23 protein-coding genes are annotated in these 25,179 nt (G+C 69.4%); 18 read left to right on the forward strand and 5 right to left on the reverse strand.

Translation table 11 applies throughout. The features are described from left to right. The first annotated feature begins 80 nt into the window (after positions 1-80). The 7 genes from HNR00_RS21125 (at position 81) to HNR00_RS21155 (ending at position 5,625) form a co-directional block, all read left to right on the forward strand. Positions 81-1,304, forward strand: coding sequence for a flagellar hook protein FlgE (locus HNR00_RS21125; protein WP_183572751.1), 1,224 nt, complete (start codon positions 81-83; stop codon positions 1,302-1,304). Positions 1,305-1,398: 94 nt separating this feature from the next. Beyond that, positions 1,399-2,868 (forward strand): flagellar hook-associated protein FlgK, encoded by a 1,470-nt coding sequence (gene flgK, locus HNR00_RS21130; protein ID WP_183572753.1) that lies wholly within the window; start codon positions 1,399-1,401, stop codon positions 2,866-2,868. A 10-nt stretch (positions 2,869-2,878) separates the two neighbouring features. Beyond that, positions 2,879-3,913, forward strand: a complete 1,035-nt coding sequence (locus tag HNR00_RS21135; protein ID WP_183572755.1) for a flagellar hook-associated family protein — start codon at positions 2,879-2,881, stop codon at positions 3,911-3,913. A gap of 44 nt (positions 3,914-3,957) precedes the next feature. Beyond that, on the forward strand, positions 3,958-4,308 hold the full coding sequence (gene flaF / locus HNR00_RS21140; RefSeq protein WP_183572757.1) for a flagellar biosynthesis regulator FlaF: 351 nt from the start codon (positions 3,958-3,960) through the stop codon (positions 4,306-4,308). 58 nt (positions 4,309-4,366) lie between these two features. Beyond that, a complete protein-coding gene (gene flbT / locus HNR00_RS21145) occupies positions 4,367-4,885 on the forward strand; it encodes a flagellar biosynthesis repressor FlbT (protein ID WP_183572865.1) in 519 nt (172 codons plus the stop codon). Continuing rightward, positions 4,882-5,292: a flagellar hook assembly protein FlgD gene (flgD, locus tag HNR00_RS21150; protein ID WP_183572759.1), complete on the forward strand. Its 411-nt coding sequence runs from the start codon at positions 4,882-4,884 to the stop codon at positions 5,290-5,292. Before flbT ends, flgD begins: the two co-directional genes overlap by 4 nt. A 66-nt stretch (positions 5,293-5,358) precedes the next feature. Beyond that, the gene (locus HNR00_RS21155; RefSeq protein WP_183572761.1) at positions 5,359-5,625 is read left to right on the forward strand and encodes a flagellar biosynthetic protein FliQ; all 267 of its coding nucleotides are present in this window, start codon (positions 5,359-5,361) and stop codon (positions 5,623-5,625) included. A gap of 492 nt (positions 5,626-6,117) precedes the next feature. On the opposite strand, the gene HNR00_RS21160 is transcribed toward HNR00_RS21155, so the two are convergent. Next, positions 6,118-8,970 carry an EAL domain-containing protein gene (locus HNR00_RS21160; protein ID WP_183572763.1) on the reverse strand — a complete coding sequence of 951 codons (2,853 nt, stop codon included), beginning with the start codon at positions 8,968-8,970 and terminating at the stop codon, positions 6,118-6,120. Positions 8,971-9,219: 249 nt separating this feature from the next. Here HNR00_RS21160 and HNR00_RS21165 point away from each other — a divergent pair, with 249 nt between their 5' ends. After that, positions 9,220-9,528, forward strand: a complete 309-nt coding sequence (locus HNR00_RS21165) for a cupredoxin domain-containing protein (RefSeq protein WP_183572867.1) — start codon at positions 9,220-9,222, stop codon at positions 9,526-9,528. A gap of 167 nt (positions 9,529-9,695) precedes the next feature. Then, positions 9,696-10,769 carry a cytochrome-c peroxidase gene (locus tag HNR00_RS21170; protein WP_183572765.1) on the forward strand — a complete coding sequence of 358 codons (1,074 nt, stop codon included), beginning with the start codon at positions 9,696-9,698 and terminating at the stop codon, positions 10,767-10,769. A gap of 53 nt (positions 10,770-10,822) precedes the next feature. Here HNR00_RS21170 and HNR00_RS21175 read toward each other — a convergent pair whose 3' ends face one another. Continuing rightward, positions 10,823-11,857, reverse strand: a complete 1,035-nt coding sequence (locus HNR00_RS21175) for a hypothetical protein (RefSeq protein WP_246390891.1) — start codon at positions 11,855-11,857, stop codon at positions 10,823-10,825. Between the two features lie 354 nt (positions 11,858-12,211). On the opposite strand from HNR00_RS21175, the gene HNR00_RS21180 reads away from it, so the two are divergent. After that, a complete protein-coding gene (locus HNR00_RS21180; protein WP_183572769.1) occupies positions 12,212-12,373 on the forward strand; it encodes a hypothetical protein in 162 nt (53 codons plus the stop codon). Positions 12,374-12,551: 178 nt separating this feature from the next. Here HNR00_RS21180 and HNR00_RS21185 read toward each other — a convergent pair whose 3' ends face one another. Continuing rightward, the gene (locus HNR00_RS21185; RefSeq protein WP_183572771.1) at positions 12,552-13,913 is read right to left on the reverse strand and encodes an RsmB/NOP family class I SAM-dependent RNA methyltransferase; all 1,362 of its coding nucleotides are present in this window, start codon (positions 13,911-13,913) and stop codon (positions 12,552-12,554) included. Between the two features lie 105 nt (positions 13,914-14,018). On the opposite strand from HNR00_RS21185, the gene HNR00_RS21190 reads away from it, so the two are divergent. The 3 genes from HNR00_RS21190 to HNR00_RS21200 all read left to right on the forward strand — a co-directional run bounded on the left by HNR00_RS21190 (position 14,019) and on the right by HNR00_RS21200 (position 16,990). Further along, the gene (locus HNR00_RS21190) at positions 14,019-14,225 is read left to right on the forward strand and encodes a DUF1674 domain-containing protein (RefSeq protein WP_183572773.1); all 207 of its coding nucleotides are present in this window, start codon (positions 14,019-14,021) and stop codon (positions 14,223-14,225) included. 89 nt (positions 14,226-14,314) lie between these two features. After that, positions 14,315-15,946, forward strand: a complete 1,632-nt coding sequence (locus HNR00_RS21195; protein WP_183572775.1) for an inorganic phosphate transporter — start codon at positions 14,315-14,317, stop codon at positions 15,944-15,946. 3 nt (positions 15,947-15,949) lie between these two features. Continuing rightward, the gene (locus tag HNR00_RS21200) at positions 15,950-16,990 is read left to right on the forward strand and encodes a CorA family divalent cation transporter (RefSeq protein WP_246390894.1); all 1,041 of its coding nucleotides are present in this window, start codon (positions 15,950-15,952) and stop codon (positions 16,988-16,990) included. A 255-nt stretch (positions 16,991-17,245) separates the two neighbouring features. Here the strand turns inward: HNR00_RS21200 and groL are convergent, their stop codons facing one another. Together groL and groES are read right to left on the reverse strand one after the other, a co-directional pair. Further along, positions 17,246-18,886, reverse strand: a complete 1,641-nt coding sequence (groL, locus tag HNR00_RS21205) for a chaperonin GroEL (RefSeq protein ID WP_183572776.1) — start codon at positions 18,884-18,886, stop codon at positions 17,246-17,248. A 92-nt stretch (positions 18,887-18,978) separates the two neighbouring features. Beyond that, complete coding sequence (gene groES, locus HNR00_RS21210) at positions 18,979-19,269, reverse strand: co-chaperone GroES (protein WP_183572778.1); 291 nt, start codon at positions 19,267-19,269, stop codon at positions 18,979-18,981. Positions 19,270-19,483: 214 nt separating this feature from the next. Here groES and HNR00_RS21215 point away from each other — a divergent pair, with 214 nt between their 5' ends. The 5 genes from HNR00_RS21215 (at position 19,484) to HNR00_RS21235 (ending at position 25,081) form a co-directional block, all read left to right on the forward strand. Further along, positions 19,484-20,488: a magnesium transporter CorA family protein gene (locus tag HNR00_RS21215; RefSeq protein WP_183572780.1), complete on the forward strand. Its 1,005-nt coding sequence runs from the start codon at positions 19,484-19,486 to the stop codon at positions 20,486-20,488. 138 nt (positions 20,489-20,626) lie between these two features. Continuing rightward, positions 20,627-21,424 carry a class I SAM-dependent methyltransferase gene (locus tag HNR00_RS21220; RefSeq protein WP_183572782.1) on the forward strand — a complete coding sequence of 266 codons (798 nt, stop codon included), beginning with the start codon at positions 20,627-20,629 and terminating at the stop codon, positions 21,422-21,424. A gap of 8 nt (positions 21,425-21,432) precedes the next feature. Then, the gene (locus HNR00_RS21225) at positions 21,433-22,719 is read left to right on the forward strand and encodes a glycosyltransferase family 4 protein (RefSeq protein ID WP_183572784.1); all 1,287 of its coding nucleotides are present in this window, start codon (positions 21,433-21,435) and stop codon (positions 22,717-22,719) included. Positions 22,720-22,781: 62 nt separating this feature from the next. Next, entirely contained in the window at positions 22,782-24,218 is a 1,437-nt protein-coding gene (locus HNR00_RS21230; RefSeq protein ID WP_183572786.1) for a lipopolysaccharide biosynthesis protein, read from the forward strand. A 143-nt stretch (positions 24,219-24,361) separates the two neighbouring features. After that, entirely contained in the window at positions 24,362-25,081 is a 720-nt protein-coding gene (locus HNR00_RS21235; RefSeq protein ID WP_183572788.1) for an ankyrin repeat domain-containing protein, read from the forward strand. Positions 25,082-25,179 lie beyond the last annotated feature (98 nt).

A 25,179-nucleotide genomic window follows, 5' to 3' on the forward strand; every position in this document is an offset into this window, starting at 1 on the left:
CCTCCCCACCCCTCCCTCAGCCCCGCGCAAGCGACCGCGTGTCCACTGCGCACAGATCCGACAATCAACGAGGTGTCAGCATGAGTCTCATCGGCGTGCTCCGCACCGGCGTCTCCGGGATGACCGCCCAGTCGAACCGCATTTCGACCGTGGCGGAGAACATCCAGAACGCCGGCACCACCGGCTACAAGCGCACCTCGACGGAATTCTCGTCGCTGCTGCTCGAATCGGCCGATTACGGCCAGTACAATTCCGGCGCCGTCGAGACGACGATCCGCCGCTCGGTCGGCGAGGGCGGTCCCATTGCCTCGACGACCTCGGACAGCGATCTGGCCATCAGCGGCAACGGCTTCTTCGTCGTGAAGGATTCGGCCGGGGCGCCGTTCCTGACGCGGGCCGGCAACTTCGTGGTCGACGGCCCGACCGGCAACCTCGTCAACGCGGGCGGCTTTACCCTGATGGGCTACAGCCTCGCCAACGGCGAGCCGAACCCTGTGCTCAACGGCATCGCCGACCTCGAGCCGATCAACGTCTCGCGGATGGGCCAGGAGGCGCGGCCCACCACCGCCGGCACCATCAACGGCAACCTCTCCTACGAGACGCCGGTCGCGGCCTCTGCCCCGCCCGCCGTCGCGACCTTCTCGAAGAAGAGTTCGCTCAAGGTCTTCGACAATGTCGGCCAGGCCAAGATCCTCGACGTCACCATGACCAAGACCGGCGCCAATGCGTGGTCGGTGAGCTTCTACGATCAGGCGGCGCCCGCGACCTTCCCGGCCTCGCCGCTGCGCACGACCACGCTCACCTTCGACGCCAACGGTAAGGTGGCGAGCGGCGGCACGACCAACGTGGCGGTCCCGAACGGCCGCACGATGACGATCGACCTCTCGGCGGTCACCCAGCTCTCGGGCGACTACGCGCTCTCGGGCACCTCCGACGGCTCGGCCCCGACCGCCGTGACCGGCACCGCCTTCGGCGGCGACGGCACCGTCTACGCCCTCTACGCCGACGGCACCCGCAAGGCCGCCTTCAAGGTGCCGCTCGCCGACGTCGCGAGCCCGGACAACCTCAGCCCGCGAGCCGGCAACGTCTTCACCACCTCGGTCGATTCCGGCGACATCCAGGTCGGATTCGCCGGGGAGAACGGCCGCGGCGCCCTGAAGGCCCGCGCCCTCGAACAGTCGAACGTCGACGTCAGCACCGAGCTGACCACGATGATCGAGTCGCAGACAGTCTACACCGCCAATTCCAAGGTGTTCATGACCGGCAACGAGATGCTCGAGACCCTGATGAACCTGAAGCGCTGACGCAGCCCCGTTCACGTCTCCGGGCGCGCCGTCTCGCCGACGGCGCGCCCGCCCCATCCGCACTTCCGCGATACGACCCCCCAGGACACGAACGATGGGTCTCACCCTCGCGCTCAACACCGCGCGCGCCTCGCTCGCCGCCACGTCGAACCAGATCGCGGTCTCGGCGCGCAACGTCGCGGGCGCCGGCGATCCGGGCTACTCGCGCAAGATCGCCGCCCTCGTCGGCACCGGCAACGGCGGCGTGGTGGTGAGCATCACGCGGGCCACCGACGCGGCGCTCTACGCCCGCACCCTGTCGGCGAACGCGGCGAGCGCCCGCGGCGAGGCCCTGCTCGGCGGGTTGACCGACCTCGCCCGCACGGTCGGCGACACCACCGACCCGACCTCGCCCGCCGCGCGCTTCGCCGGCTTCGAGGCGGCGCTCCAGGCCGCGGCCAACCAGCCGGATTCGACCGAACTCGCCCGCGCCGCGATCGATTCGGCCAAGGCGCTGGCCGGCAGCCTCAACGACGCGGCCGGCGCCGTGCACGCGGCCCGCGCCCGAACCGACGCCGGCATCGCCGATTCGGTCGCGCGGATCAACGACCTGCTCGGCCAGTTCGAGCGCGCCAACGCCGCGGTGACCCGCGGCCTCGCGCTCGGCGCCGACGCCACCGACGCCCTCGACGACCGCGACCGCATCCTCACCGCCCTGTCGCAGGAGGTCGGCGTCACCGCCATCGCCCGCGAGGGCGGCGATGTCGCCCTCTACACCGACGGCGGCGTGCCCTTGTTCGACCGCGGCGCCCGCAAGGTGACCTTCTCGGCCACCACGACCTTCGCCGCCGGCACGACCGGCGCGGCGGTGGTGATCGACGGCGTGCCGGTGACCGGCGCCAACTCGCCGATGCCGCTGGCCTCCGGCCGTCTCGCCGGCCTCGCGGCGTTCCGCGACGAGGCGGCCCCGGCCTACGAGGCGCAGCTCGACGCCATGGCGAACGGCCTGATCGCGGCCTTCGCCGAGACCGACGCCATCGCCCCCAACGGCGGCCCGCGCGCCGGCCTGTTCACCAACGGCGCCAGCGCCCTTCTCCCCGACGGATCGGCGGCCGGCCGTCTCGGCCTCGCGGGGCGGATCGCCATCAACGCCGCGGTCGATCCCGACCGGGGCGGCAACGTCGCGCTGCTGCGCACCGGCGGCATGAACGGCACCGATTACCGCGACCTCGCGGCCGGCACCGATGCCGCCTATGCGGGGCGGCTCCGCGCCCTCGTCTCGGGCCTGACCGCGACGCGCAGCTTCGATGCGAGCCTCGGGCTCGGCACCTCGCTGAGCCTCGCCGATTTCGCCGAAGGCTCGGCCGGCTGGATCGAGGACCTGCGCAAGGACGCCTCGGAGACGGCCTCCTACCAGAAGACCCTGCTGTCGCGGGCGAACGAGGCCTTGTCGAACGTGGCCGGCGTGAACGGCGACGACGAGACCGCCCTGACGCTCCAGCTGGAGCGCTCCTACACCGCCTCGGCCAAATTGATCTCGGTCGTCAACGACCTCCTCAAGACCCTCCTCGACGCGGTGCGGTGAGTTTGCATCCATGATGACCACCGGCTTCATCTCCAGCCTCAACCTCTGGAACGCGCCGCGCACCGGCGCCTCGCGGCTCCAGACCGAACTCGCCGACGCCACCCGCGAGATCGCCACCGGCCGCCACGCCGATGTCGGCGCGACCCTCGGCGGGGGCGTCGCCCAGTCCTTCGGCCTGCGCCGGCAGAGCGCGGTGCTGGCGGCGCTGACCCAGAGCAACGCGGCCGCCTCGCTGCGGCTCGACGCGAGCCAGAGCGCGCTCACGGCGATCCAGGCGGATGCCGACGCCATGCTGAAGGAGCTGACGGGGCTGCCCGCCGACCAGCGCGCGGCGGCGATCGCCGCCTCGGCCGCCACGCGGCTCTCGGCGCTGACCGCCTCGCTCAACACCGGAATCGGAGGTCAGGCCGTGTTCGGCGGGACCGACACCGGCGCCGCCCCGCTCACGGCCTACGAGGGCAGCCCGGCCTCGGCCGCCAGGACCGCCGTGCAGACGGCGCTCGCGGCGGCCTTTCCCGGCGGCACGGCGAACGCCACGGCGGGCCAGATGACGGCCTTCCTCGACGGACTGCATGCGAGCCTCTTCAGCGAGACCGGCTGGAGCCAGTGGTCCGGCGCCTCGAACCGCACGATCACCAGCCAGATCTCGCTGACCGAGACCGCGACCACCTCGGCCTCGGCCAACGCCGCCCCCTTGCGCGACCTCGCCATGGCCTACGTGATCGGCTCCGGGATCGGCCTGTCCGGCTTCCCGGCCGACGCCCAGGCCGTCGCAACCGCGCGGATGAGCGATCTGCTCGGCAGCGCCAGCCGCGGCCTCGTGACGATGCAGGCCGATCTCGGCCGCGCGCAGAGCCGCATCACCGACGCCAACGCGCGGATGCAGAAGCAGACGGCGCTGCTCTCGGCCCGCATCAACGCGCTGGAGAGCGTCGATCCGGCGGAGGCCAAGTCGCGCGTCGATGCGCTGACGACGCAGATCCAGATGTCCTACGGCCTGACCGCGCAGCTGCGCAGTCTCAGCCTGATCAACTTCGTTTCGTAAAAGCCTCCTCGCATCTCGACCGAAGTCACGGAGTATCGGCCCCGATGTACCGCATGTCCTATTCCGAGATCCTGGAGGACGCGCCCGATCTCGGCCGCGAGCGCGAGCGCGCGGCCTTCGACCGGGCGATCGGCCTCCTGCGCTCGGCCGAAGCGCGCGGGCCCGGCGCCATCGCCGAGCGCTCGCAGGCCGTCGGCTACGTCCAGGATCTGTGGAACGTGCTGGTCTCCGACCTGCTCGATCCCGAGAACGGCCTGCCCGAGGGCCTGCGCTCCGACCTCGTCTCGATCGGCATGTGGACCATGCGCGAGGCCGGCGCGGTGCTGAGCGCGCCCGAGCGTAGCCTCTCCGCGCTGATCGAGGTGAACGCCTCGATCCGCGACGGGCTGCGGTGAGGCGGCCATGGCCCGCGAGAAGGTCGACCGATCGTCGGACAGGCCGGCGGCCCGCACCATGCACCTCAACCTGAGGGCGGGCGAGCGCGTCTTCATCAACGGCGCCGTGGTGCGGGCCGACCGCAAGGTCTCGCTGGAACTGATGAACGACGCGACCTTCCTGCTGGAAGGCCACGTCCTCCAGCCCGACGAGGCGACGACGCCGCTGCGCCAGCTCTACTTCGCGGCCCAGACCATGCTGATCGAGCCGGCCCAGGCCGATCTCGCCCGCACGGTCTACGCCTCGTTGCAGGACGGCATCCTCGCGGCCACCGCCGAGCCCGCGATCCTGACCGGCCTGAAGTCCGCGAGCGGCCTTGTCGATGCGGGGCGCCCGTTCGAGGCGCTCCGGATCATCCGCGCGCTCTTCTCGGCGGAAGCCGCCCTGATCGACGGCCCCGCCGCGATGCCGGCCCCGCCGGTCGCCCGGCAGAGACCCGCCGACCGGCTCGGCCCCCGCCATCCGGCGGACCGTTCGTGCCGCCCGCATTCCCCCGCCCCGAAGGCCGACCCGATGGCGGCGAAGGTGATCCCATGAGCGTCGTCAGCAGCACCACCGCCGGCACCGGCGTCACCACCGCGGCGGCGGCCAAGGCGGCGACCTCCGTCGCCTCGAAGATGAACGCCGACACCTTCCTGACGCTGCTGATGGCCCAGTTGCAGAACCAGGACCCGACCAAGCCGATGGACTCGACCGAGTATGTCGGCCAGCTCGCGACCTTCTCGCAGGTCGAGCAGGCGACCAAGACCAACCAGAAGCTCGATTCGCTGCTGTCGGCCAGCTTCCTCGATCAGGCCGACGCCATCATCGGCCGCACCATCACCTCGGCCGACGGCGCGGTCTCGGGCGTGGTCGAATCGGTGCGGGTGACGAGCGACGGCGCGGTGGCCAAGCTCAAGGACGGCCGCGAGATGCTCCTCGCCTCCGGCATCTCGATCAGCTAGTTCTCCCCATTCCGTGCCGCATCGGCTTCTTCCGAAAGCCGGGGCCACCTTTCGGGCCGATGCTTGATGAACGAGGTCGACGCTCTCGAACTGGTCCGCTCGGCGATCTGGACCGTGCTGATCGGTGCCGGCCCCTCCGTGGGCGCCGCGATGGTGATCGGCATCGTCGTGGCCCTGGTGCAGGCGCTCACCCAGATCCAGGAGGTGACGCTCACCTTCGTGCCGAAGATCGTCGCGATCCTGCTGGTGCTGCTCGTGACCGGCACCTTCGTCGGCGGCCAGATCCACGCCTTCGCCGAGCTGACCTACGGCAAGATCGCGACCGGGTTCTGAGGGGAGAACAGGGGCGGGACCGGGCGGAAAAGCTGTCGAGACTCGAGCCGCCCGGCCCCTTCAAAGCCATGACCTTGGGAAGGACAAAAGCTTCGACTTTGGTCCGTATCACGTTTTCGGCACCGCCGTGAGAGCGATCACCGAATTGCCGCAATGCGTCCGCGGCCTGTTCACTGCTTTCAATGGCCGAGCTGGCCCGACGGTTCCCGGGCCGTCCCTCCTGTCAATCCCGCTCGTCTGAGGTGCCGCGCTGCGGCTTCGAAGGAAGGCACTGCCCGATAGAGCATCGGCCCGAAAGGTGGATGCCGTCTTTCGGGAAAAGCCGATGCGGCACAAAAGCTTAGAGAATCGTCCTGGATCCGAGGTCCAGAACGATTCTCTAGAAGGCCCGCACCGAGCAAGGGTGGCGCTCGAACGGGTCGGTCGAGAATCGTCCGTCACGATCCTGCGGAACCAGCAGTTCCGGCTTGCCCGCCACCGAAGGCAGCGGGATCAGGCGGCCTTGAGCTTCAGTCGGTCGAACAGCGCGTCGATCCCGGCAGCGGGCACCGGGCGGCTGAACAGGTAGCCCTGGGCCTCGTCGCAGCCTTCGAGGCGAAGCTGCTCCATCTGCGCCTCGGTCTCGATACCTTCGGCCGTGACCGTCATGCCGAGGCTTCGGCCGAGGCCGACCACCGAGCGGACGATCAGCCGCGAACTGCCGGTGACGTCGAGGTTGCGCACGAACGACTGGTCGATCTTGATCTTGTCGAAGGGGAAGCTCTGCAGGTAGCTGAGCGAGGAATAGCCCGTGCCGAAATCGTCCATCGCGACCCGCACGCCGAGGCGCTTGAGGGTGTGGAGGGTGGCCAGCGTCGCCACGTTGTCGGTGAGCAGCACCGATTCGGTGATCTCCAGTTCGAGGCGATAGGCCGGCAACCCGCTCTCGGTCAGCGCCTCCATGACGGCGCGCACGACCGCGGCGTTGCGGAACTGCGCCGCCGAGACGTTGACCGCGACGCCGATGTCCCCCGGCCAGTTCATCGCCTCGCGGCAGGCGCGCCGCAGCACCCATGCGCCGATCTCGCCGATGGTGCCGGTCTCCTCGGCCAGCGGTATGAACTCCGCCGGGGAGACGTAGCCGCGCTCGGGATGCTTCCAGCGCAGCAGCGCCTCGCAGCAGGCGACGCGTTGGTGGGTGAGGCTGACGATCGGCTGGAAGAACAGCTCGAAGGCACCCTCGGCGACCGCCTGCCGCAGGTCGTGCTCCAGGGCGCGGCGCTTGCGCAGCTCGAGGTCCATCTCCTCGTCGAAGAAGGACCAGCCGCCGCGGCCGCCGCCCTTGGCGCGGTAGAGCGCGAGGTCGGCGCATTTGAGCAGCGTCTCCGGGTTCGAGCCGTGCTCGGGCGCAAGCGAGATGCCGATGCTGACGCCCACCGCGACGACGTGATCGTCGAGGAAGAACGGCTGCTCGAACACGCCGATCAGGCGCGTGGCCAACGCGATCGCGTCCTCGCGCAGGCGCGAGCCGGACTGCACGATGGCGAATTCGTCGCCGCCGAGCCGGGCCAGGAGGTCGCTCTCGCGCAGGCAGGCCTGCAGCCGCTCCGCCACGCCCTTCAGCAGCGCGTCGCCGACCGGATGGCCGTAGGTGTCGTTGACCTCCTTGAAGCGGTCGAGATCGAGACACAGCACCGCGAAGCCGGCCCCGTCGGCGAGCCGCGCGGAGGCCTCCTCCAGCCGCTCGCCGAACACCATGCGGTTGGCCAGCCCCGTCAGCGCGTCGCGCCGGGCCATGGTGATGATCCGCGCCTCCGCCTCGAAGCGCTGGGTCACGTCCTCGTAGGTCGCGATCCAGCCGCCCTCGGCAGTGGGCTGCTGGCGCACCGAGACGATGAGGTCCGCCCGGATCGAGCGGCACAGGGCTCCGCCGTTGCCGCCGCGAAGCAGATCCTCCTGCTCCAGCAGGAGGTCGAGGGCGCGGGTGTCGTCGAAGGCGGAGCCCGACGCGACCACGGTGGCCATGGTCCGCAGGTTCATGCCGGGTCGCAGGATGCCCGGCTCGATGCCGAACATGTCGCAGAAGCGGCGATTGTGCACGAGGAGCCCGCCGTCCGCATCGAAAAGGCACAGGCCCTGGAGCATGTTGCCCAGCGCCGCGTCGAACTGGAGGTTGCTGCGCTTGAGCTGGTCCTCCTGTGCCTTGAGGCGGGAGATGTCGGAGCAGACCGCGACGAAGCCGCCGTCGCGGGTCGGACTGCGGCTGATGCGCAGCCAGCGCCCGTCCGCCCCCTGCCGCTCCACCGCGGCCGTGCCGTTGGCCTGCATGGAGAGCAGCGTGTCGGCGGTGACCGAGCCGCGGGCGGCAGCGATTTCGGATCCGGCTGCCGCCGCGGGATCGAGGCCGAGCAGGGCCGCGAAGCGGGCATTGGCCATGACGATGCGGTTCTGGGCATCGGCCACGGCGATGCCCTCGTTCGAGCCCTGGACCGCGTCGGCGAGGAGCCCCTGGGCCGAGTGGCGTTGCGCCACCTCCTCCTGCATCATCGCCCGGATGTTGCCGCGCATCACCTCCATGGCGCGCAGCAGGGCGCCGAACTCGTCGGCGCCCCCCTCCGGCACCGGCACGGCGAGGTCGCCCGCGGCGATGCGGGTCGCGACCGCCGAGGCCTCGGCCACCGGCCGCACGATCTGGCGCGACAGCAGCAGCGCCACGACGCCCGAGAGCAGGATGGCGAACAGCGTCGCGGCGACGCTGAGCCGGATGTCGCGGGCGACGAGGGCGCGCGCCGCCTGACGGTGGGAGAAGCCGTCGCCCGCGGTGAAGTTGATGAGCAGGTCGATATGCTGCTCGGCCGCCGCCGCGTGCGCATCGAGCGCCCGCCAGACATCGGCCGTCTGCGGACCCGTGCCGAATTCGCGGCGGGCGGCGAGCCAATGGGTCATGGCCTCCTTGGCTGCTCCGGCCTCGGCGGCGGCGCGGGCCGACTGGGCGCGCTCGGCGGCGATCCCGAGATCCTCCTCGAAGGATTGCACGAGCGAGGCGATGCGGGCCTCCTGGGCCTGCCGCTCCGCCTCGTCGGTCGCCAGCCGCGCGCGCGCCACCGCCGCCTGGATCGCCGCGAGATCGCCGGAGGCGGCGCGCGCGTAGTTGATCGCCATCAGCGAGTGATCGTAGGTCCTGTCGACGAGCCGGCCGGTGGTCGCGATGCCGAGCACGGCGTAGCTCCCGAGCAGTCCCGTGATCGCGCTCAGCATCAGGAAGGCGAGGAGGATGCGCCCGCGGATGGTCGCACCGGCGCGAAGAAGCGCCCGGATGGTGCCGTTCCATCTCAAGTTGCCGATCGGGGGCCGGAGTGCTGTCATCGCGTGGTCGGGTTCTCCGCCGACGGAGCTTCGCGCATATTCGTTAAGGTACTCTCCATCGCCCTTGGGACGCGTCCTCGCGATCTCCTGCCGGATCGTCCCGACGCCGCCGTCGATGTTAAGGCAGAGGCAACAAACAGAATGCTAGGTTGCAGGGCGGGTGAGCGCGGGGGCGCCCCCTTCCAGACGGGGACATGCATGCCTGACGCGAGCCGCGCTGTGAGACGGCATCTTGCCCTGGGCGGCCTCATGGCCGCGCTCCTGCTGGCGGGAGCCGTGGCCATGGCCGCGAGCGACCTGACACCGCAACGCATCGCCCAGAAGGGCCGTGCCTTCGCCCCCGGAGCGGTCGCGCTGAAGGCCGGCGAGAGCGTCGAAATCGTCAACGACGACGGCGAACTCATCCACCACGCCTATCTCGATCATCCCGACTTCGCCTTCGATACCGGCGAGCAGGCACCGGGCAGCCGAACCGTCGTGGCGTTTCCGAAGAAGGGCAGCTTCACCGTGCTGTGCGGCATCCACCCGAAGATGAAGCTCGCGGTGACGGTGAAGTGATCGGGCCGCCCTGATCGCCGACCCGAGGGCCGGGTCGACGGCGCACATCCCACCTCCGGAAGGGAACGGCACGGGCAACCGGCGCCGCTGCCGCCGCCTCGGACGGCGGCGGCAGCGATTCATCATTCAAAAAGCATCAGGTGTTAGCGTCCGGCCCAGAGGTACGGATGGTGACACGACTTGCAGGTGCGGCGGCGGCCCTGACGTTCATCTTGGGAACGATCGTCATCGGTGGCGCCTGGGCTGTCGGTTCGGCGAGCGAGCCCGACCGCGCCGCGCGGCTGGCCGAGTTCCGCCGGCCGGACGCGATCCCCTTTCCCGAGGCCAATCCCTACAGCCAAGCCAAGGCCGAACTCGGCCGCGCGCTGTTCTTCGATCCGATCCTGTCGCGCGACGAAGGCCGGGCCTGCGCCACCTGCCACGTGCCGTCGCTGGACTGGACCGACGACCAGCCGCGGGCGATGCGCAACGACGATGCACCGATGGCGGTGCGCACGCCCACACTCGTCGACATCGCCTGGATCGAGCGCAGCCTCGGCTGGGACGGACGCTTCCGCGATCTCGAATCGGTCGCCTACGTGCCGATCACGGCGCCGGCCAACATGGACATGCCCGAGGCGCTGCTCAACGAGCGCCTCAGCGCGGTGCCGCGCTACGTCGAGGCGTTCCGCCGGGCCTTCCCCGAGGCCGCCGACGAGGCGCGGCCGGTCACCCGCCCGCGGATCGAGCAGGCGCTCGCCACCTTCCAGCGCCTGATCGTCGCCGGCCCGGCTCCGTTCGACGCCTGGGTCGCGGGCGAGACGGGCGCGGTGAGCCCGGCGGCCAAGCGCGGCTTCGACCTGTTCACCGGAAAGGCCGGGTGCGATTCCTGCCATTCCGGCCACAGCTTCACCGACGGCTCGTTCCACGACATCGGCACGGCGTCGGGCGACGACATCGGCCGGGGCCGGTTCTTCCCGACCTCGACGGCGCTCCGCTACGCCTTCAAGACGCCGACGTTGCGCAACGTCGCCCGGCGTCCGCCCTACATGCACGACGGCGCGGCCAGGACGCTGGCCGAGGTGGTCGAGATCTACGACCGTGGCGGCATCGACCGCCCGAGCCGCTCCCGCGATATCCGCCCCCTGGGCCTGACGGCGCAGGAGAAGGCCGACCTCATCGCCTTCATGGAGAGCCTGAGCGATGCCGGTGCCGACGGCCCGGCCCATAAGCCGATCCCGGCGGAGCCGCCCCGCCCGTAAGGCAGGCCGGCGCGCCGGGCCGCAGCGTCCCTCGTTGCCGCTCGCCGTAGGGCTCAGATCACCGGCACCGTGGCGAGTGCCGAGGCGGCGCCGTAGAGGTCGCCGTAGAGCAGGTTGTGGGCCACGTAGTAGACGCCGAGGAAGGCCGTCAGCGCGCCGACATAATAGACCGGGGCGAGCACCGCGTCGCGGCGGGTGGCCGCCACTCTCGCGTCGTCGGCCGCGATGGCGATCAGCACCGCGATGATGCCCGAATGGCCGATCGCGTCCACCTTACCGAACTCGACGATCGCCGAGACGAACACCGCGGCCAGGATGATGGCCGAGGCGCGGCGCACCAGCGGCGTCCAGATCAGGGCGAAGGCCAGGGTGAACTCGATGACGCCCGCGGCCCGCATGAAGGTCTCGGGCGAGGCGCCCATGGTCATGGCGGGCTTGGCGGCGAGCAGCGGATCGGTCCAGTGCGGGTAGGCCCACTTCTCGACCGAGGCCCACATCAGCGTGACGGCGGCGGTGGCGCGCACCACGTCGATCGGGCGATGGCCGAAGAAGGTGCGGTCGAGGCCGGTGAGCGCGAGGTAGGCGGCCACGCCGAGGAAGACCGGGTAGTCGGCGAGGTGGAAGGCGCCGTAATGCCAGACGGCGAAGCCGAACAGGAAAACGATCCCGAGCGCGGTGAGCGGCAGCGTGCGCTTCCAGATCAGGCAGCCGGCCATGGCGAGCTGCAGCCACGAGATCCACTGCGCGTCGGTCTTGAGTTCGGGCGTCAGGATGATGCCGCCGAGGTTCCACACCGAGACGAGGAAGAAGCCGACCACCGCCCGCACGATCAGGCCGGTGTCCTCCCGCAGCCGCACCGTCACCCGGTCGAGGGCGTTGAGCAGCGCCGTGCCGAAGCTCGTGCCCTCGGCCAGACACCCCACCATCAGGCAGAGGATCGCCAAGCCGGTCATCAGCTCGAAGTCGGCGCAGAGCACCTCCGCGAGGCCGCGGGGCTGGCCCGCCACGTCGAAGGCGCAGAACCATTTGACGTGGGCGCTCGCGGCCTGCGTGCCGAGAAGCAGGAAGCCGGCCGCGGCTGCAAGCATGACGGGAGAGCGCACCCAAATGCTGGACACGTTGGACATGGTGCCGCCGAGTTGGAGAAGGGGCCGTTGTTCGAGAAAAACTTAACGAAATGCGGCGCGTACCGCTAAGGTTTTGTTGACGGACCTTTCCTGAAGGTTAACGCCCTTGCACGTGCAGGCTGCACGGTTCCGCTCTGCGAAAGCCCGCTTTTCCCATCGCCCCGCCTCGCCCGGCCTGTGGACAACGGGGAAGCCGGGGAGGCCCGAGGGCGCATCCCGCGCGTTGACGATTCGTGAAGTCCGTGTGGGCAAGCCTGGGACCAGCCCCGGTCGCGCCCCGCGGACGGCGATTCGCAGATTGTGCCGGGAGACCGTATGGCCGTGCTCGTCAGCCTCGCCTGCCTGTCCGCAGGGGCCGTCCTCGCGGTCCAGGCGGGACGCTACCCGGCCTGGACCGCCCGGATGGAGACCGCGGGCGGTCTCGCCCTGGTGGCGGGGCTCGCGGTGATCGGGGCCGGATTGAAAGTTTCCGTGTAAGCTTCGGCCCACCGCCGAACATCATCGCCGTCATCCCGGGGCCGCGGAGCGGAACCTGGACCCGGACGGGCGGGCCGGAGGCGTGCAACCCGCCCGTGTTGCGACGCTGCGCAATACGTCGAGGCCAGTCGTGGATTTCGGGTTCGCCTTCGGCGCCCCGGAATGACGGTCGTGACCATCAGCCCCGCCGCCGCAGCAAACTCCCGAAGAATCCGTCCACGCCACCTCCCCGGCCCGACCCGCCGCCGAGATGGCTCGGCAGGGTGCGCAGATCGCCGTTGTGGTCGATCATCTCGGCGTGACCGCCGACCTGATCAGCCGTGATCGCCACGCGCTCGAAGTCGCCGTTGCGGGCGAGGAAATCGGCGATCCGGGCCGATCCCTCCTCCGGCTCCAGCGAGCAGGTGCAGTAGACCAGCCGCCCGCCCGGCGCCGTCAGCCGGGCCGCCTTGTCGAGGAGCCGGCGCTGGAGGCCGGCCAGCCGCACGATGTCGGCCTCGCTCTTGGTCCAGGCGATGTCCGGGTGGCGGCGAATCGTGCCGGTGGCCGAGCACGGCGCATCGAGGAGCACCGCGTCGAAGGGTTTGTCTTCCGGGAGTTCGAGAGCATCCGCCGTAACCAACTCGGCCGAGAGCTTCAGCCGCTCCAGGTTGCGTTGCAGGCGCTCCAGCCGGGCCGCCGAACGGTCGACGGCGGTGACGCGTGCCCCCGCGGCGGCAACCTGAGCGGTCTTTCCGCCCGGCGCGGCGCAGAGGTCGGCGACGCGCTCGCCCGGTCGCGGGGCCAGCAACCGCACGGGCAGGGCCGCAGCGGCGTCCTGCACCCACCACGCGCCCTCGTCGTAGCCCGGCAACCCGGCCACCGCCTCGCGGCCCTCGAGGCGCAGCGAGCCGAGATCGAGCCTGCGCCCGCCGAGCTTTTCCGCCCAGGCGTCCGCATCCTCCCGCACGGTCACGTCGAGGGCCGCGCCTTCGAGATGGGCCGCTGCGATGCCCTTGGCCGCTGCCTCGCCGTAGGCGGCGATCCAGCGCTGCGCCAGCCAGTCCGGCGTGTTCCGCTTGAGCGGATCGTCCTCGGCGGCGCGGATGTCGTCGCGCTCGCGGGCGACCCGGCGCAGAACCGCGTTCACCAGCGGGGCGAGATGCGTGAGCTGCGGGTCGGCCTTGGCGAGGCGCACCGAGAGATCGACGGCGGCGTGGTCGGCCACCGCGAGGTCGAGGATCTGGGCCGAGCCGGTGACCAGCAGGGCCAGGAGGTCCGGCTTTTGCGGCAGCCCGTCGCGCAGGCGCTCGGCGAGCGCCGCCTTGAGGAAGCCGAGCCGCCGGAAGCTCGCCGTCGCGATGGCGCGGGCGAGCGCCGCATCGCCCGGCTCGAGATTCAGCCCGCGCCCGGATTGCCCCAGCGCATCCTCCAGCGCCAGCCCGCGGGCGGGCCCGAGCAGGGTCGCGACCGCGTTCTGCGCGACATGCCGCGCCGCGAGGCCGGGCACGCTCCGATCGATGGGGGGCGGTGGGTTGCGATGGATCGGTCTCGGTGCCACGCTCTCGGCCGTTCTCGGATGCGGAAAACATTGGGGGCTCGCCCCGGACCCGACGCACTCCCATCTGAGAGCTCGGGATGCAAGGAAGGATGCGAGGAGAACGGCATGAGCGACGAGGCGACGAACGGAAGCGAGGCCCGCGCACTCAGCCCGGCGGCGCAGCGGGCGCTGACTGAAGCCGCCGAGCGGCGCGCCGCCATCGACGCCCGCGCCGCCGAGATCGCCAAGCAGCCGGAGCGGAAGGGCCGCGGCGGCCTGGAGCCGGTGCGCTACGACGATTGGGAGGTGAAGGGCCTCGCCTCGGACTTCTGACGCCTGCCGCCGTCATCAGACTGTCGTAGAGCGCTGCTGAGGCTCCCCACGTGCGGGGACCGCGTTTCATCCGCACGGGGAGATGCGGCATGGCGGGATCGTCGGTACAGGGCTTGAGCGGCGCCGCCGCGCCCTCGGCGGAACGGCGCGGACGGCCCGATCTCGACAGGGGCCATCCCCTCCCCCTGCTGATCGCCATCGTGGCGGCCTTGCTCGCTGCGCTTGCCTACGTCGCCTTCAGCATCCACGAGGATGTCGCGGCCACCGGCACCCGCATCACCACTTATCTGCCCTACATCCTGCTGTTCGTGGCGCTCACCATCGCCCTCAGCTTCGAGTTCGTGAACGGCTTCCACGACACCGCCAACGCGGTGGCAACCGTGATCTATACCCACGCGATGCCGCCGGGCGTCGCGGTGGTCTGGTCCGGCTTCTTCAATTTCCTCGGCGTGCTGCTCTCCTCCGGGGCGGTGGCCTTCGGCATCGTCAGCCTGCTGCCGGTCGAATTGATCCTCCAGGTGGGCTCCGGAGCGGGCTTCGCCATGGTGTTCGCCCTGTTGATCGCCGCGATCCTGTGGAACCTCGGCACCTGGGCGCTCGGCCTGCCGGCCTCGTCTTCGCACACGCTCATCGGCTCGATCATCGGGGTCGGCGTCGCCAACGCGCTGATGCACGGCCGCTCCGGCACGTCCGGCGTCGATTGGTCGAAGGCGACCGAGATCGGCTGGTCGCTGCTGCTCTCGCCGCTCGTCGGCTTCGTCGCCGCGGGCGCGCTGCTGCTGACGCTGAAGCGGATCGTGCGCAACCCGGCCCTCTACGCCGAGCCCGACGCCAAGGCGCCGCCGCCGCTCTGGATCCGCGGCCTGCTGATCGCGACCTGCACAGGCGTCTCCTTCGCCCACGGCTCCAACGACGGGCAGAAGGGTATGGGCCTGATCATGCTGATCCTGATCGGCACGGTGCCCACCGCCTACGCCCTCAACCGGGCCCTGCCGGACTCCGCCGTCGCCCAGTTCCGCCAGACCTCGGAGGCCGCGTCCAAGGTGGTCGCCGCCAAGGCCGCGGGCTACGACATCATCGGTGATCCGCGCCCCGCCGTGACGGCCTACGTTGCGGCCCAGAAGGTCGACGGCGGCACCTATCCGTCGCTCTCGGTGTTGATCCGCCAGATCGGCGAGTCGGTCGAGCGCTACGGCAGCCTCGTGAAGGTGCCGGCGGAAGCCGTCGGCAACACCCGCAACGACATGTATCTCGCCTCCGAGGCGATCCGCTTCCTGATGAAGGACAAGGAGAGCGAGCTGTCTCCGGCGGAAATCGGCACGCTCAAGGCCTACAAGGGCAGCCTCGACGAGGCGACGCGCTTCATCCCGACCTGGGTGAAGGTCGCGGTTGCTGTGGCGCTCGGCCTCGGCACGATGGTGGGCTGGAAGCGGATCGTCGTCACCGTCGGCGAGCGGATCGGCAAGACGCACCTCACCTACGCGCAGGGCGCGTCCGCCGAACTCGTCGCCGCCTCGACCATCGCGGCGGCCGACATGTACGGCCTGCCGGTCTCGACCACGCACGTCCTGTCCTCGGGCGTGGCCGGCACCATGGCGGCCAACCGCTCCGGTCTGCAACTCGGCACCTTGCGGGCGCTGGCGCTGGCGTGGCTGCTGACGCTGCCGGTCGCCATGCTGCTCTCCGGCAGCCTCTACGTCCTGTTCTCGAAGCTGTTTTAGAGAATGGATCAGGCGATCCTCGCCGCACCGCTCCTGTGCGAGCCGTCCCTGCCGGGGCTGCTCTGGGCGATGCAGTTCGACCGGACCGGCCGCGCGCGCGTCCTGGCACCGGGCGAGCCGGTGCCGGAGCGGCCGGTCGACGGCTTCCTCTGGCTCCATCTCAACCTCGTCGATGCGCGGCTCAGCACCCTGATCGCCGAGGGTCGGTTCGGCCCGCCCGACCTCGCGGCGGCGGCGTTCGCGGCCGACCCGCACCAGCGCGTGGCGATCGAGGACGCCCATGTCGGCGGGGTCGTCGCCGATCTTGTCCGCGCGGGGATGGAGGATCGGCAGCGCCCCGGCCCCGACGCCGCGGGCCGCGTGCACTTCGTGATGGCCGAGACCCTGCTCGTCACCGGCCGCCGCCATCCGATTCAGGGCCCCGACGCCGCCCACGACGCGGCGACCGCCGGGCGGCGCTTTCCGGGGCCGGCCGCGCTCCTCGAACACCTCGTCGGCGGGGTCGTGGCCGAGACGGCGCGGACGGTCGCGCATCGCGGCGACGAACTCGACGAAATCGAGGATCACGTCCTCGACGATGGGGTCCGCGACGAGAGCCGCCGGCTCGGGCCGATCCGCCGCGAGGCGGTGCGCCTGCGCCGCCATCTGCTCGGCCTGCGTTCGGTGTTCCACCGCCTCGAACAGGAGGAGGACGAGGGACTGCCCGAACCGGTCCTGTCCACGGCCGCCCGCATGGCGCAGCGCCTCGATGACCTCGACCGCGACATGCTGGTCCTGGCCGAGCGCAGCCGCTTGCTTCAGGACGAGCTGGCGGCCCAGCTCGCCCGCGCCTCGAACCGCCAGCTCCACACCCTGTCGATCCTCACCGCCCTGTTCCTGCCGCCGACGCTGGTGACCGGGCTTTTTGGGATGAACACCAAGGGGTTGCCGTTCTCGGAGTTCGAGGACGGCTCGACCCTGGCGATGCTTCTGGCCGTGGCCTCGGCGGCGGCGGTGTTCCTGCTGATCCGGCGGATGGGGATTGGGCCATCGCGGGAGCGTTAGGAGCCCGTCACTCAGCGGGCGCCGTACTTGGCGCCTGTCCCCTCCCCCTTGTGGGGAGGGGTTCGGGGTGGGGGTGGTGCAGAAGGCACCGCTCCGCTCGATCCTGAACCACCCCCACCTCCTACCTCCTCCCCACAAGGGGGAGGAGAGCGCCCACTTCTGTTCGGGGGCTGCCGCTCAAACGACTCTCCAGACAAAAAGAAAAGGGGCCGCCTCTCGGCGACCCCCTTCCCGACGTCTGCGGATGGCGTGGACTTAGAAGTCCATGCCGCCCATGCCGCCGCCGCCCGGCATCGCCGGGGCGCCGCTGTCCTTCTTCGGCGCGTCGGCGACCATGGCTTCCGTGGTCACCAGCAGGCCGGCCACCGAGGCGGCGTCCTGAAGGGCGGTGCGGACGACCTTGGCCGGGTCGACGATGCCGGCCTGGATCATGTCGACGTACTCTTCGGTCTGGGCGTTGAAGCCGAAGGTCTCGCCGCCGTTGTCGGTGATCTTGCCGACGACGATCGAGCCCTCGACGCCCGCGTTCTGGGCGATCTGGCGGATCGGCGCCTCGAGCGCCTTGAGGACGATCTTGATGCCGGCCTGCACGTCCGGAATGTCGGACTTCAGCTCGGCGACCGCCTTCTTGGCCAGCAGCAGCGCGACGCCGCCGCCGGGGACAATGCCCTCTTCCACCGCGGCGCGGGTGGCGTTGAGCGCGTCGTCCACGCGGTCCTTCTTTTCCTTGACCTCGACCTCGGTCGCGCCGCCGACGCGGATCACCGCGACGCCGCCCGCGAGCTTGGCCAGACGCTCCTGCAGCTTCTCACGGTCGTAGTCCGAGGTGGTCTCCTCGATCTGCGCCTTGATCTGGCCGACGCGGGCCTCGATGTCGGCCTTCTCGCCGAGACCGTCGATGATCGTGGTGTTCTCCTTCTCGATGCGCACGCGCTTGGCGCGGCCGAGCATGGGGAGCGTCACGTTCTCGAGCTTGATGCCGAGATCCTCGGCGATCATCTGGCCCTTGGTCAGGATCGCGATGTCCTCGAGCATCGCCTTGCGGCGATCACCGAAGCCCGGAGCCTTCACGGCCGCGACCTTGAGGCCGCCGCGCAGCTTGTTCACCACGAGGGTGGCCAGCGCCTCGCCCTCGATGTCCTCGGCGATGATGACGAGCGGCTTACCGGTCTGCACCACGGCCTCGAGCACCGGCAGCATCGCCTGCAGCGACGACAGCTTCTTCTCGTGGATGAGGATGTAGGGGTCCTCGAGCTCGGCGACCATCTTCTCGGCGTTGGTCACGAAGTACGGCGAGAGATAGCCGCGGTCGAACTGCATGCCCTCGACGACGTCGAGCTCGGTCTCGGCGGTCTTGGCCTCCTCGACGGTGATGACGCCCTCGTTGCCCACCTTCTGCATGGCGTGGGCGATCATCTCGCCGATCTCCTTGTCGCCGTTGGCGGAGATCGTGCCGACCTGGGCGACCTCGTCGGACGAGGCAACCTTCTTGGCACGGTTCGTGATATCCTTCACGGCGGCCGCCGTGGCGAGGTCGATGCCGCGCTTCAGGTCCATCGGGTTGATGCCGGCGGCGACGTACTTGGCGCCCTCGCGGACGATGGCCTGGGCCAGCACGGTCGCCGTGGTGGTGCCGTCACCGGCGATGTCGTTGGTCTTCGAGGCCACTTCGCGCACCATCTGGGCGCCCATGTTCTCGAAGCGGTCGGAGAGCTCGATCTCCTTGGCGACGGTGACGCCGTCCTTGGTGATGCGGGGAGCGCCGAAGCTCTTCTCGATCACGACGTTGCGGCCCTTCGGGCCCAGCGTCACCTTTACCGCGTCGGCGAGGATGTCGACGCCGCGCAGCATCTTGTCGCGAGCGTCGGCGGAGAAACGAACGTCTTTCGCTGCCATGTGAGTTTACCTCGAATTCTGGAAGGGAGCCCCGAAACCGGCCGTCTGCTGCTGAAACGGCGGTCTCCAAGGGCGCTGAAAAGGCGTCGGCCTCAGGCGGCGACGACGCCCATGATGTCGGATTCCTTCATGATGAGGAGATCCTGGCCGTCGATCTTGACCTCGGTGCCCGACCACTTGCCGAACAGGACCCGGTCGCCGACCTTGACGTCGAGGGGGTTGACGCGACCCTGCTCGTCGCGGGCGCCCGATCCGACGGCGACGATCTCGCCCTCCTGCGGCTTCTCCTTGGCGGTATCCGGGATGATGATGCCGCCCTTCGTCTTCTCTTCACCCTCGATACGGCGGACGACGACGCGGTCGTGGAGCGGACGGAAGTTCATGAGCTACCCTCTTGCTTCGGAATAGCGGTTGGTCTTGATGCGGCCCGAGCGACCGCGCCTACCCTGGCTGTTAGCACTCTCGTTGCGTGAGTGCTAACGACGGCCGCGAGATAGGCGCAGGGCCGTTTCGAGTCAAGACGCCGCATCTCCCGCGCCCGCTCGTCGGCGCGGAGAAATTCTCTTAATCCCACGAAATCCGGGGACATCCCTTTCGATGATGAGCCTCCACGGGCCGCAAGGGGCGGTCGATGCGAACGGCCTCTCCGGTGCCGCCGCACTCCCCGATCACGCCGTCTGGATCGACCTGAACGATCCAACCGCCGAGGAGGCGGCCTGCGTCGAGGAGAAGACCGGCATCCGCGTGCCGTCCCGCGCCGCGCTGAGCGAGGTCGAGCTGTCGAGCCGGCTGCGGCGCAACCGCGACGGCATCTCGCTCTCGACGCCGATGGTGACCTTCGACCGCTCCGACTTCAGCCTGAAGCCGCTCGGCTTCCTCCTGAACAAGACCCACTTGGTCACCGTGCGCTACCACGACATGCGGGCCTTTTCCGCCGTACGCAAACGCGTGGACGAGGAGGGCGGCGACGGCAGCACCGGCGCCCGGATGTTCCTGCTGGTCGTCGAGGAGTTGATCGACAACCTCGCCGACCTCTTGGAGGAGATGTCGGCCGACCTCGACAACCTCTCGACCCGCATCTTCGACTTCGACGCCGGTGCCCGCCCCGGCGCCCGCAAGGGCGACGCCACCGCCCCGAGGCGCCGCGACCTCGCGCTCCGGCGCCTGCTGCGCTCGATCGGGCGCCACGGCAAGTCGCTGTCCAAGGTCCGCGCCAGCCTGCTGGGGCTGGAGCGCATCGTCGCTTTCGCCAAGGGGGAATGCGGCCACCACCTCGACGAGGGCGACGCCCCCCGCTTCGAGACGGCGGCGCGCGACATCGCCTCCCTCGACGAGTTCGAGACCCGGCTCTCCGAGACGCTGCAATTCCTGCTCGACGCGACGCTCGGCCTGATCAACGTCGAGCAGAACAACGCCTTCCGCATCCTCACCGTCGTCTCGGTGGTGGGCGTGCCGCCGACGCTGGTGGCCTCGATGTACGGCATGAACTTCAAGCACATGCCGGAACTCGAATGGGCCTACGGCTACCCCTACGGCCTCGCCCTGATCGCGATCTCGGCGATCGTGCCGCTGCTGTATTTCAAGTCGAAGGGGTGGCTGTGATCGGCCGCGTCCGACCGGCCCGCTTAAGGTCTTGGACAGCATCCGAAGCGAGACCCGCGGCCCCGTAAACCCCACTTAATCGTTTCGAAATCGCACGCCCCCATCGTCGGTGCCAGCCGCACGATTGGGGTCTGCCCGATGAACGTCCGCCACAAATTCGAGATCGCGCAGCCGGTCCAGGCCTTCGCCCCGCGCGGGCTTGAAAGCATCGCCGACGATCTCGGCTACTCGCCCGACTGGAACTGGTCTTGGGAGAACTACAAGGCGATGATCCTGGCGCTGAGCCGGGAATACGGCCTGCGCCACCATCTCGAGATCGGCGGCGGGCGCGATCCGGTGTTCGGCCCGGCGGAGCTGACCGCGCACGACATCGCGGTGACGATCAACGACCTGTCGCAGCGCGAACTCGATCTGGCGCCGCCCGCCTTCTCCAAGCTCTGCTGCGACATCGCCGCGAAGGATACCGTTCACACGACCGGTCGCGAACAGTTCGACTTCGCCTATTGCCGGATGGTGATGGAGCACGTGCCCGACGTCACGCAGATGTGGCGCAACGTGCATGACCTGCTCACCCCCGGCGGCGTGGCCCTGAGCTTCTTCCCGACGCTGTTCGCGCCGCCCTTCGCGGCCAACCAGATCATGCCCGAGCGCCTGTCGCGCGCCGTGCTCCACACCCTGTTTCCGGACCGGGCCGACGACGGCGACAACCCGAAATTCCCGGCCCACTACAATCTCTGCCGCGGCAGCGAGGCGGTGATCGCGCCCGTCCTGAAGGAGATCGGCTTTCGCGAGGTCGTGGTGCTGCCGTTCTACGGCTACAGCTACTTCTGGAAGATTCCGGGCCTGAAGCAGGTCGATGCCGCCTTCACCAAGGTAGCGCGGGCGCGCGACTGGCGCACCTTCACCAGCTTCGCCTACGTCATCGCCCGCAAGTAGGCCGTCCCATGCCGATCATCGTCGTGGCGGATCACGCCCACATCAATGGCGGGCAGGCCAAGGTCGCCATCGAGAGCGCGCTGGGCCTCGCGGCGCGGGGCCATGCGGTCACCTTCTTCGCCGCCGTCGGCCCGGCCGACCCGCGGATGGGGGCGGCCGGCATCGAGACGATCCTGCTCGATCAGGTCGACGTGACGACGACGAACTCGCTCGCCCGCTTCGGCGTGCAGTGGCTGTGGAACCAGAAGGCGGCGGCCGCACTCGGCGAGCTTCTGGCGCGCCACGACCCGGATGAGACGGTCGTCCACGTCCACGCCTGGGCCAAGGCGCTCTCGCCCTCGATCGGGCCGGTGCTGGCCGGCAGCCGGGCACCGGTCGTGTTCACGATGCACGAGTACTACCTCGCCTGCCCCAACGGCGGCTTCTACGACTACCCCGTCTCGGCGGCTTGCCACCGGGCCCCGGTCTCGATGGCCTGCATCTCGCACAACTGCGATTCCCGCGGCTATGCCCGCAAGCTGATGCGGGTCGGCCGCCATGTGCTGATGCGCAACACCGGCATGATCGACAATCTGTCCGCCGTCATCACCATCAGCCGGCTTCAGCGCGAGGTGCTGGCGCCGCACATGCCCGCCGACACCAAGTGGTACGACGTCGGCAACCCGATCGACGCCGAGCCGCTGGGGCACAAGGACGACGCCGCACATGATGCGCCCCTTGGCGGCTTCGTCTTCGTCGGCCGCCTCTCGGCCGAGAAGGGCGCCGGGCTGTTCGCGGAAGCCGCGCGGCTGTCGGGCCAGCGGGCGATCTTCGTCGGCGACGGCCCGCAGCGGGCGGAGCTGGAAGCCGCGTACCCGGAGGCCGCGTTCCTCGGCTGGCACGATCCGGCCGGCGTGAAGAAACAACTGCGTGCCGCCCGCGCTCTGGTGTTCCCCTCCGTCTGGTACGAGGGCCAGCCGCTCACCGTGCTGGAATCGCTGGCGCTCGGTACCCCGGTGATCGTCAGCGACATCTGCGCCGGCCGCGAGGCGGTGGCGGACGGCGTCAGCGGCCTGTGGTTCCGCTCCGGCGATCCCGCCTCGCTCGCGGCAGCGATGACGCGGCTCGCCGACGAGGACACCGCCCGCGCCATGAGCCGGGCCGCCTATGACGGCTTCTGGGCCGATCCCCTCACGCTCGACCGCCATCTCGACCGGCTGGAGCGCATCTACCGCGAGGTGGCCCTGCGCCCCGCACGTCACGAGACCGCAAGCCGGCAACCGGCCACGTCCTTGCAAAGCGCCCCGCTGACGTAAATCGGTCTCACCGACCCTGCACACGCCCCCGAATTCGCGCGTTCACGAAACCCCGAAGAACCATGGCGGTCATCGCAGCCTACGTCGTCAACGCGGTCCTGAACCTCGCCCTCGGCCTGCTGCTGGCGCAGATCCTGGGCCCGGCGGATTTCGGCCGTTTCGCGCTCGGCATCGCCGGCTCGGTGGTGCTCACGACCCTGTTCTTCGAGTGGCTGCGGCTGTCGGCGACGCGGTTCTATTCCGAGCGGGTGCGCGGCGAGGAGCCGTGGATTCGCGCGATCCTCGACCGGGCCTACGCCGCGACCGCGCTCTGCCTCGTCGCCGCGACCCTGCTGTGCCTCGCCGGACGCCCCATCGCCGGCCCGCCCGCGACGCTCGCCGCGGCGGCGGTCGCGACCGCCATCGGCATCGGCTTCTTCGACTACCAGACGACGCTGGCCCGCGCCCGCTTCATCGGCGGGCTCTATCTCAAGCTGGTGCTGGTCAAGAGCGGGCTCGCGCTGGTCCTCATGGTCGGCACCGCCTGGGTCACGGGCGACGCCACCGCGGTGATCGCGGCGGCGGGCGTGAGCCAGTTCCTCGCCGCGATCCTGATCCATCGCAGCCTCACCGATCCGCGCCACCGCCCGGATGTCGAGCGCGGGCGCACGATGCTGCGCGTCTTCGTCACCTACGGCCTGCCGCTGATCGCCGCCAACGTCGTCTACCAGCTCCTGCCGTTCGCCAACCGCAGCGCCATCGCGGCCGTCGGCGGGTTTTCGGAATCCGGATACTTCTCGCTTGCCTCCGACATCGGCACCCGCATCTTTGGCACCCTCGGCGCGGCCCTCGACGTGCTGCTGTTCCAGATCGCGGTGCGGGCCGAGGAGATCGGCGGACGCCAAGCCGGCGAGCGCCAGGTCGCCCGCAACCTCGCGGTGGTCGCCGCCCTGATCCTGCCGAGCATGGCCGGCGTCTGGGCGGTGCTTCCCGCGCTCGAAGCCATCGTGGTGCCCGATGCCTTCCGCGGCCACTTCACCGCCTACCTGCTGCCGATGCTGCCGGGCCTCGTCGCCTTCGCGGCGATGAACTACGCCCTCAACCCGGTTTTCCAGATCCGTCGCCGCACCATGCCGGTGATCGTCGCCGCCCTGTTCGGCGCGCTGGTCAACGCGCTGGCCCTGCTGGCGCTCGCCGGCCCCTACGGCGGCTATGGCATCGCCGTCGCCCAGACCTTGGGCTTCCTCGCCGCCTTCGGCCTCCTCGCGGGCCTCGCCCTCACCGGCCCGGACCGCATCGCCCTCCCCTGGCGCGACCTCGCGGCGGCGAGCGCCGCGACCCTGCTCATGGCCGCGGCCGTCTGGCCCCTGCGCACGCTCGCCCCTTGGCTCGCGCTGCCGGCCTGCATCGGCACGGGCGTTCTCGTCTACGGCGGCTTCGTCTGGCTCTTCGACATCGCTGGCCTGCGCAGCGCCGTCATGGAGCGACGGCGGCCCGCATTGCCGGCTGCGGCGGAGTAGCATTTCAACGAGGCATCACTTGGAACAAAGCGAAAGCATTGCCTTTTCGCGAGTCTTGCTTTTTCTAACGAACTAAAGATAGATAATTGGCCACTCGATCCCGCCCATCGAGCTGCTTGCACCGGAAATCTAATGTGGGGCATATGACAAACCACAATCATTGGCCCAATACGAGCCGCCATGCACTCTATTTCTCCTTCATAATTCTAATTAATATCACGTCGACAGCGATCTGCAGTGCGCAGCCCCAAACAAATTCGGCGGATAGAGTCATAAAAGACATACAGCAAAAGATTTATATTTTAGGCGAAGTCAACGGTGGCAATCCCGAAGAATGGGGTAAAGCCGAGCAAATGGCCGTTTCTGCCTTGCGGGAGATTGCCCGAAGCTCGCCGTCATCGCTGAATGAGCGCAACTCGAACGGGCAAACGCCTTTGATGAGCGCCGCGCAGATGGGGCTTGCACCCATTGTCGAAGAACTCCTGACATCTCCTGATGTGAGGAATAATCTTGACATCAAAGGCCCAGCTGGCACCGCCTGGCAACAATCCATGCTGGCGATACGCCAAAGCATGCCGTCCTGCTATCCACAAATCAGAAATCCATTTGTCTTCGTTGATATCGTCGTCACACAGCCTTACTACCTCGATCGAAATCCGTATCCTCGCATTCGCCAACTTCTCGAAGATGCCGGCGCCGATCACGACATGGAAGCAGCGCGCGAGAGTTGGATGAACCTGTGCACAACGCAGAGCCCTAATACGAAGAAAGTCATGACAGATACGTCTGACGTACAAAAATCGGCGATTCAGCTTGGGGCCGTCGATTTTAATTCCAAACTTAATAAAGCAAAAGGCAAGTAGAATATCGAAGAATCGAATTTGACCGTCAGCTCGTGATTGACTTCCCGGCGCTGCGGCGGTCGCCTGCGGTAGGAGCAGCAAGGGCGCGAAGGCGATCA

Source organism: Methylorubrum rhodinum (genome assembly GCF_014199935.1).
Lineage (GTDB): Bacteria > Pseudomonadota > Alphaproteobacteria > Rhizobiales > Beijerinckiaceae > Methylobacterium > Methylobacterium rhodinum.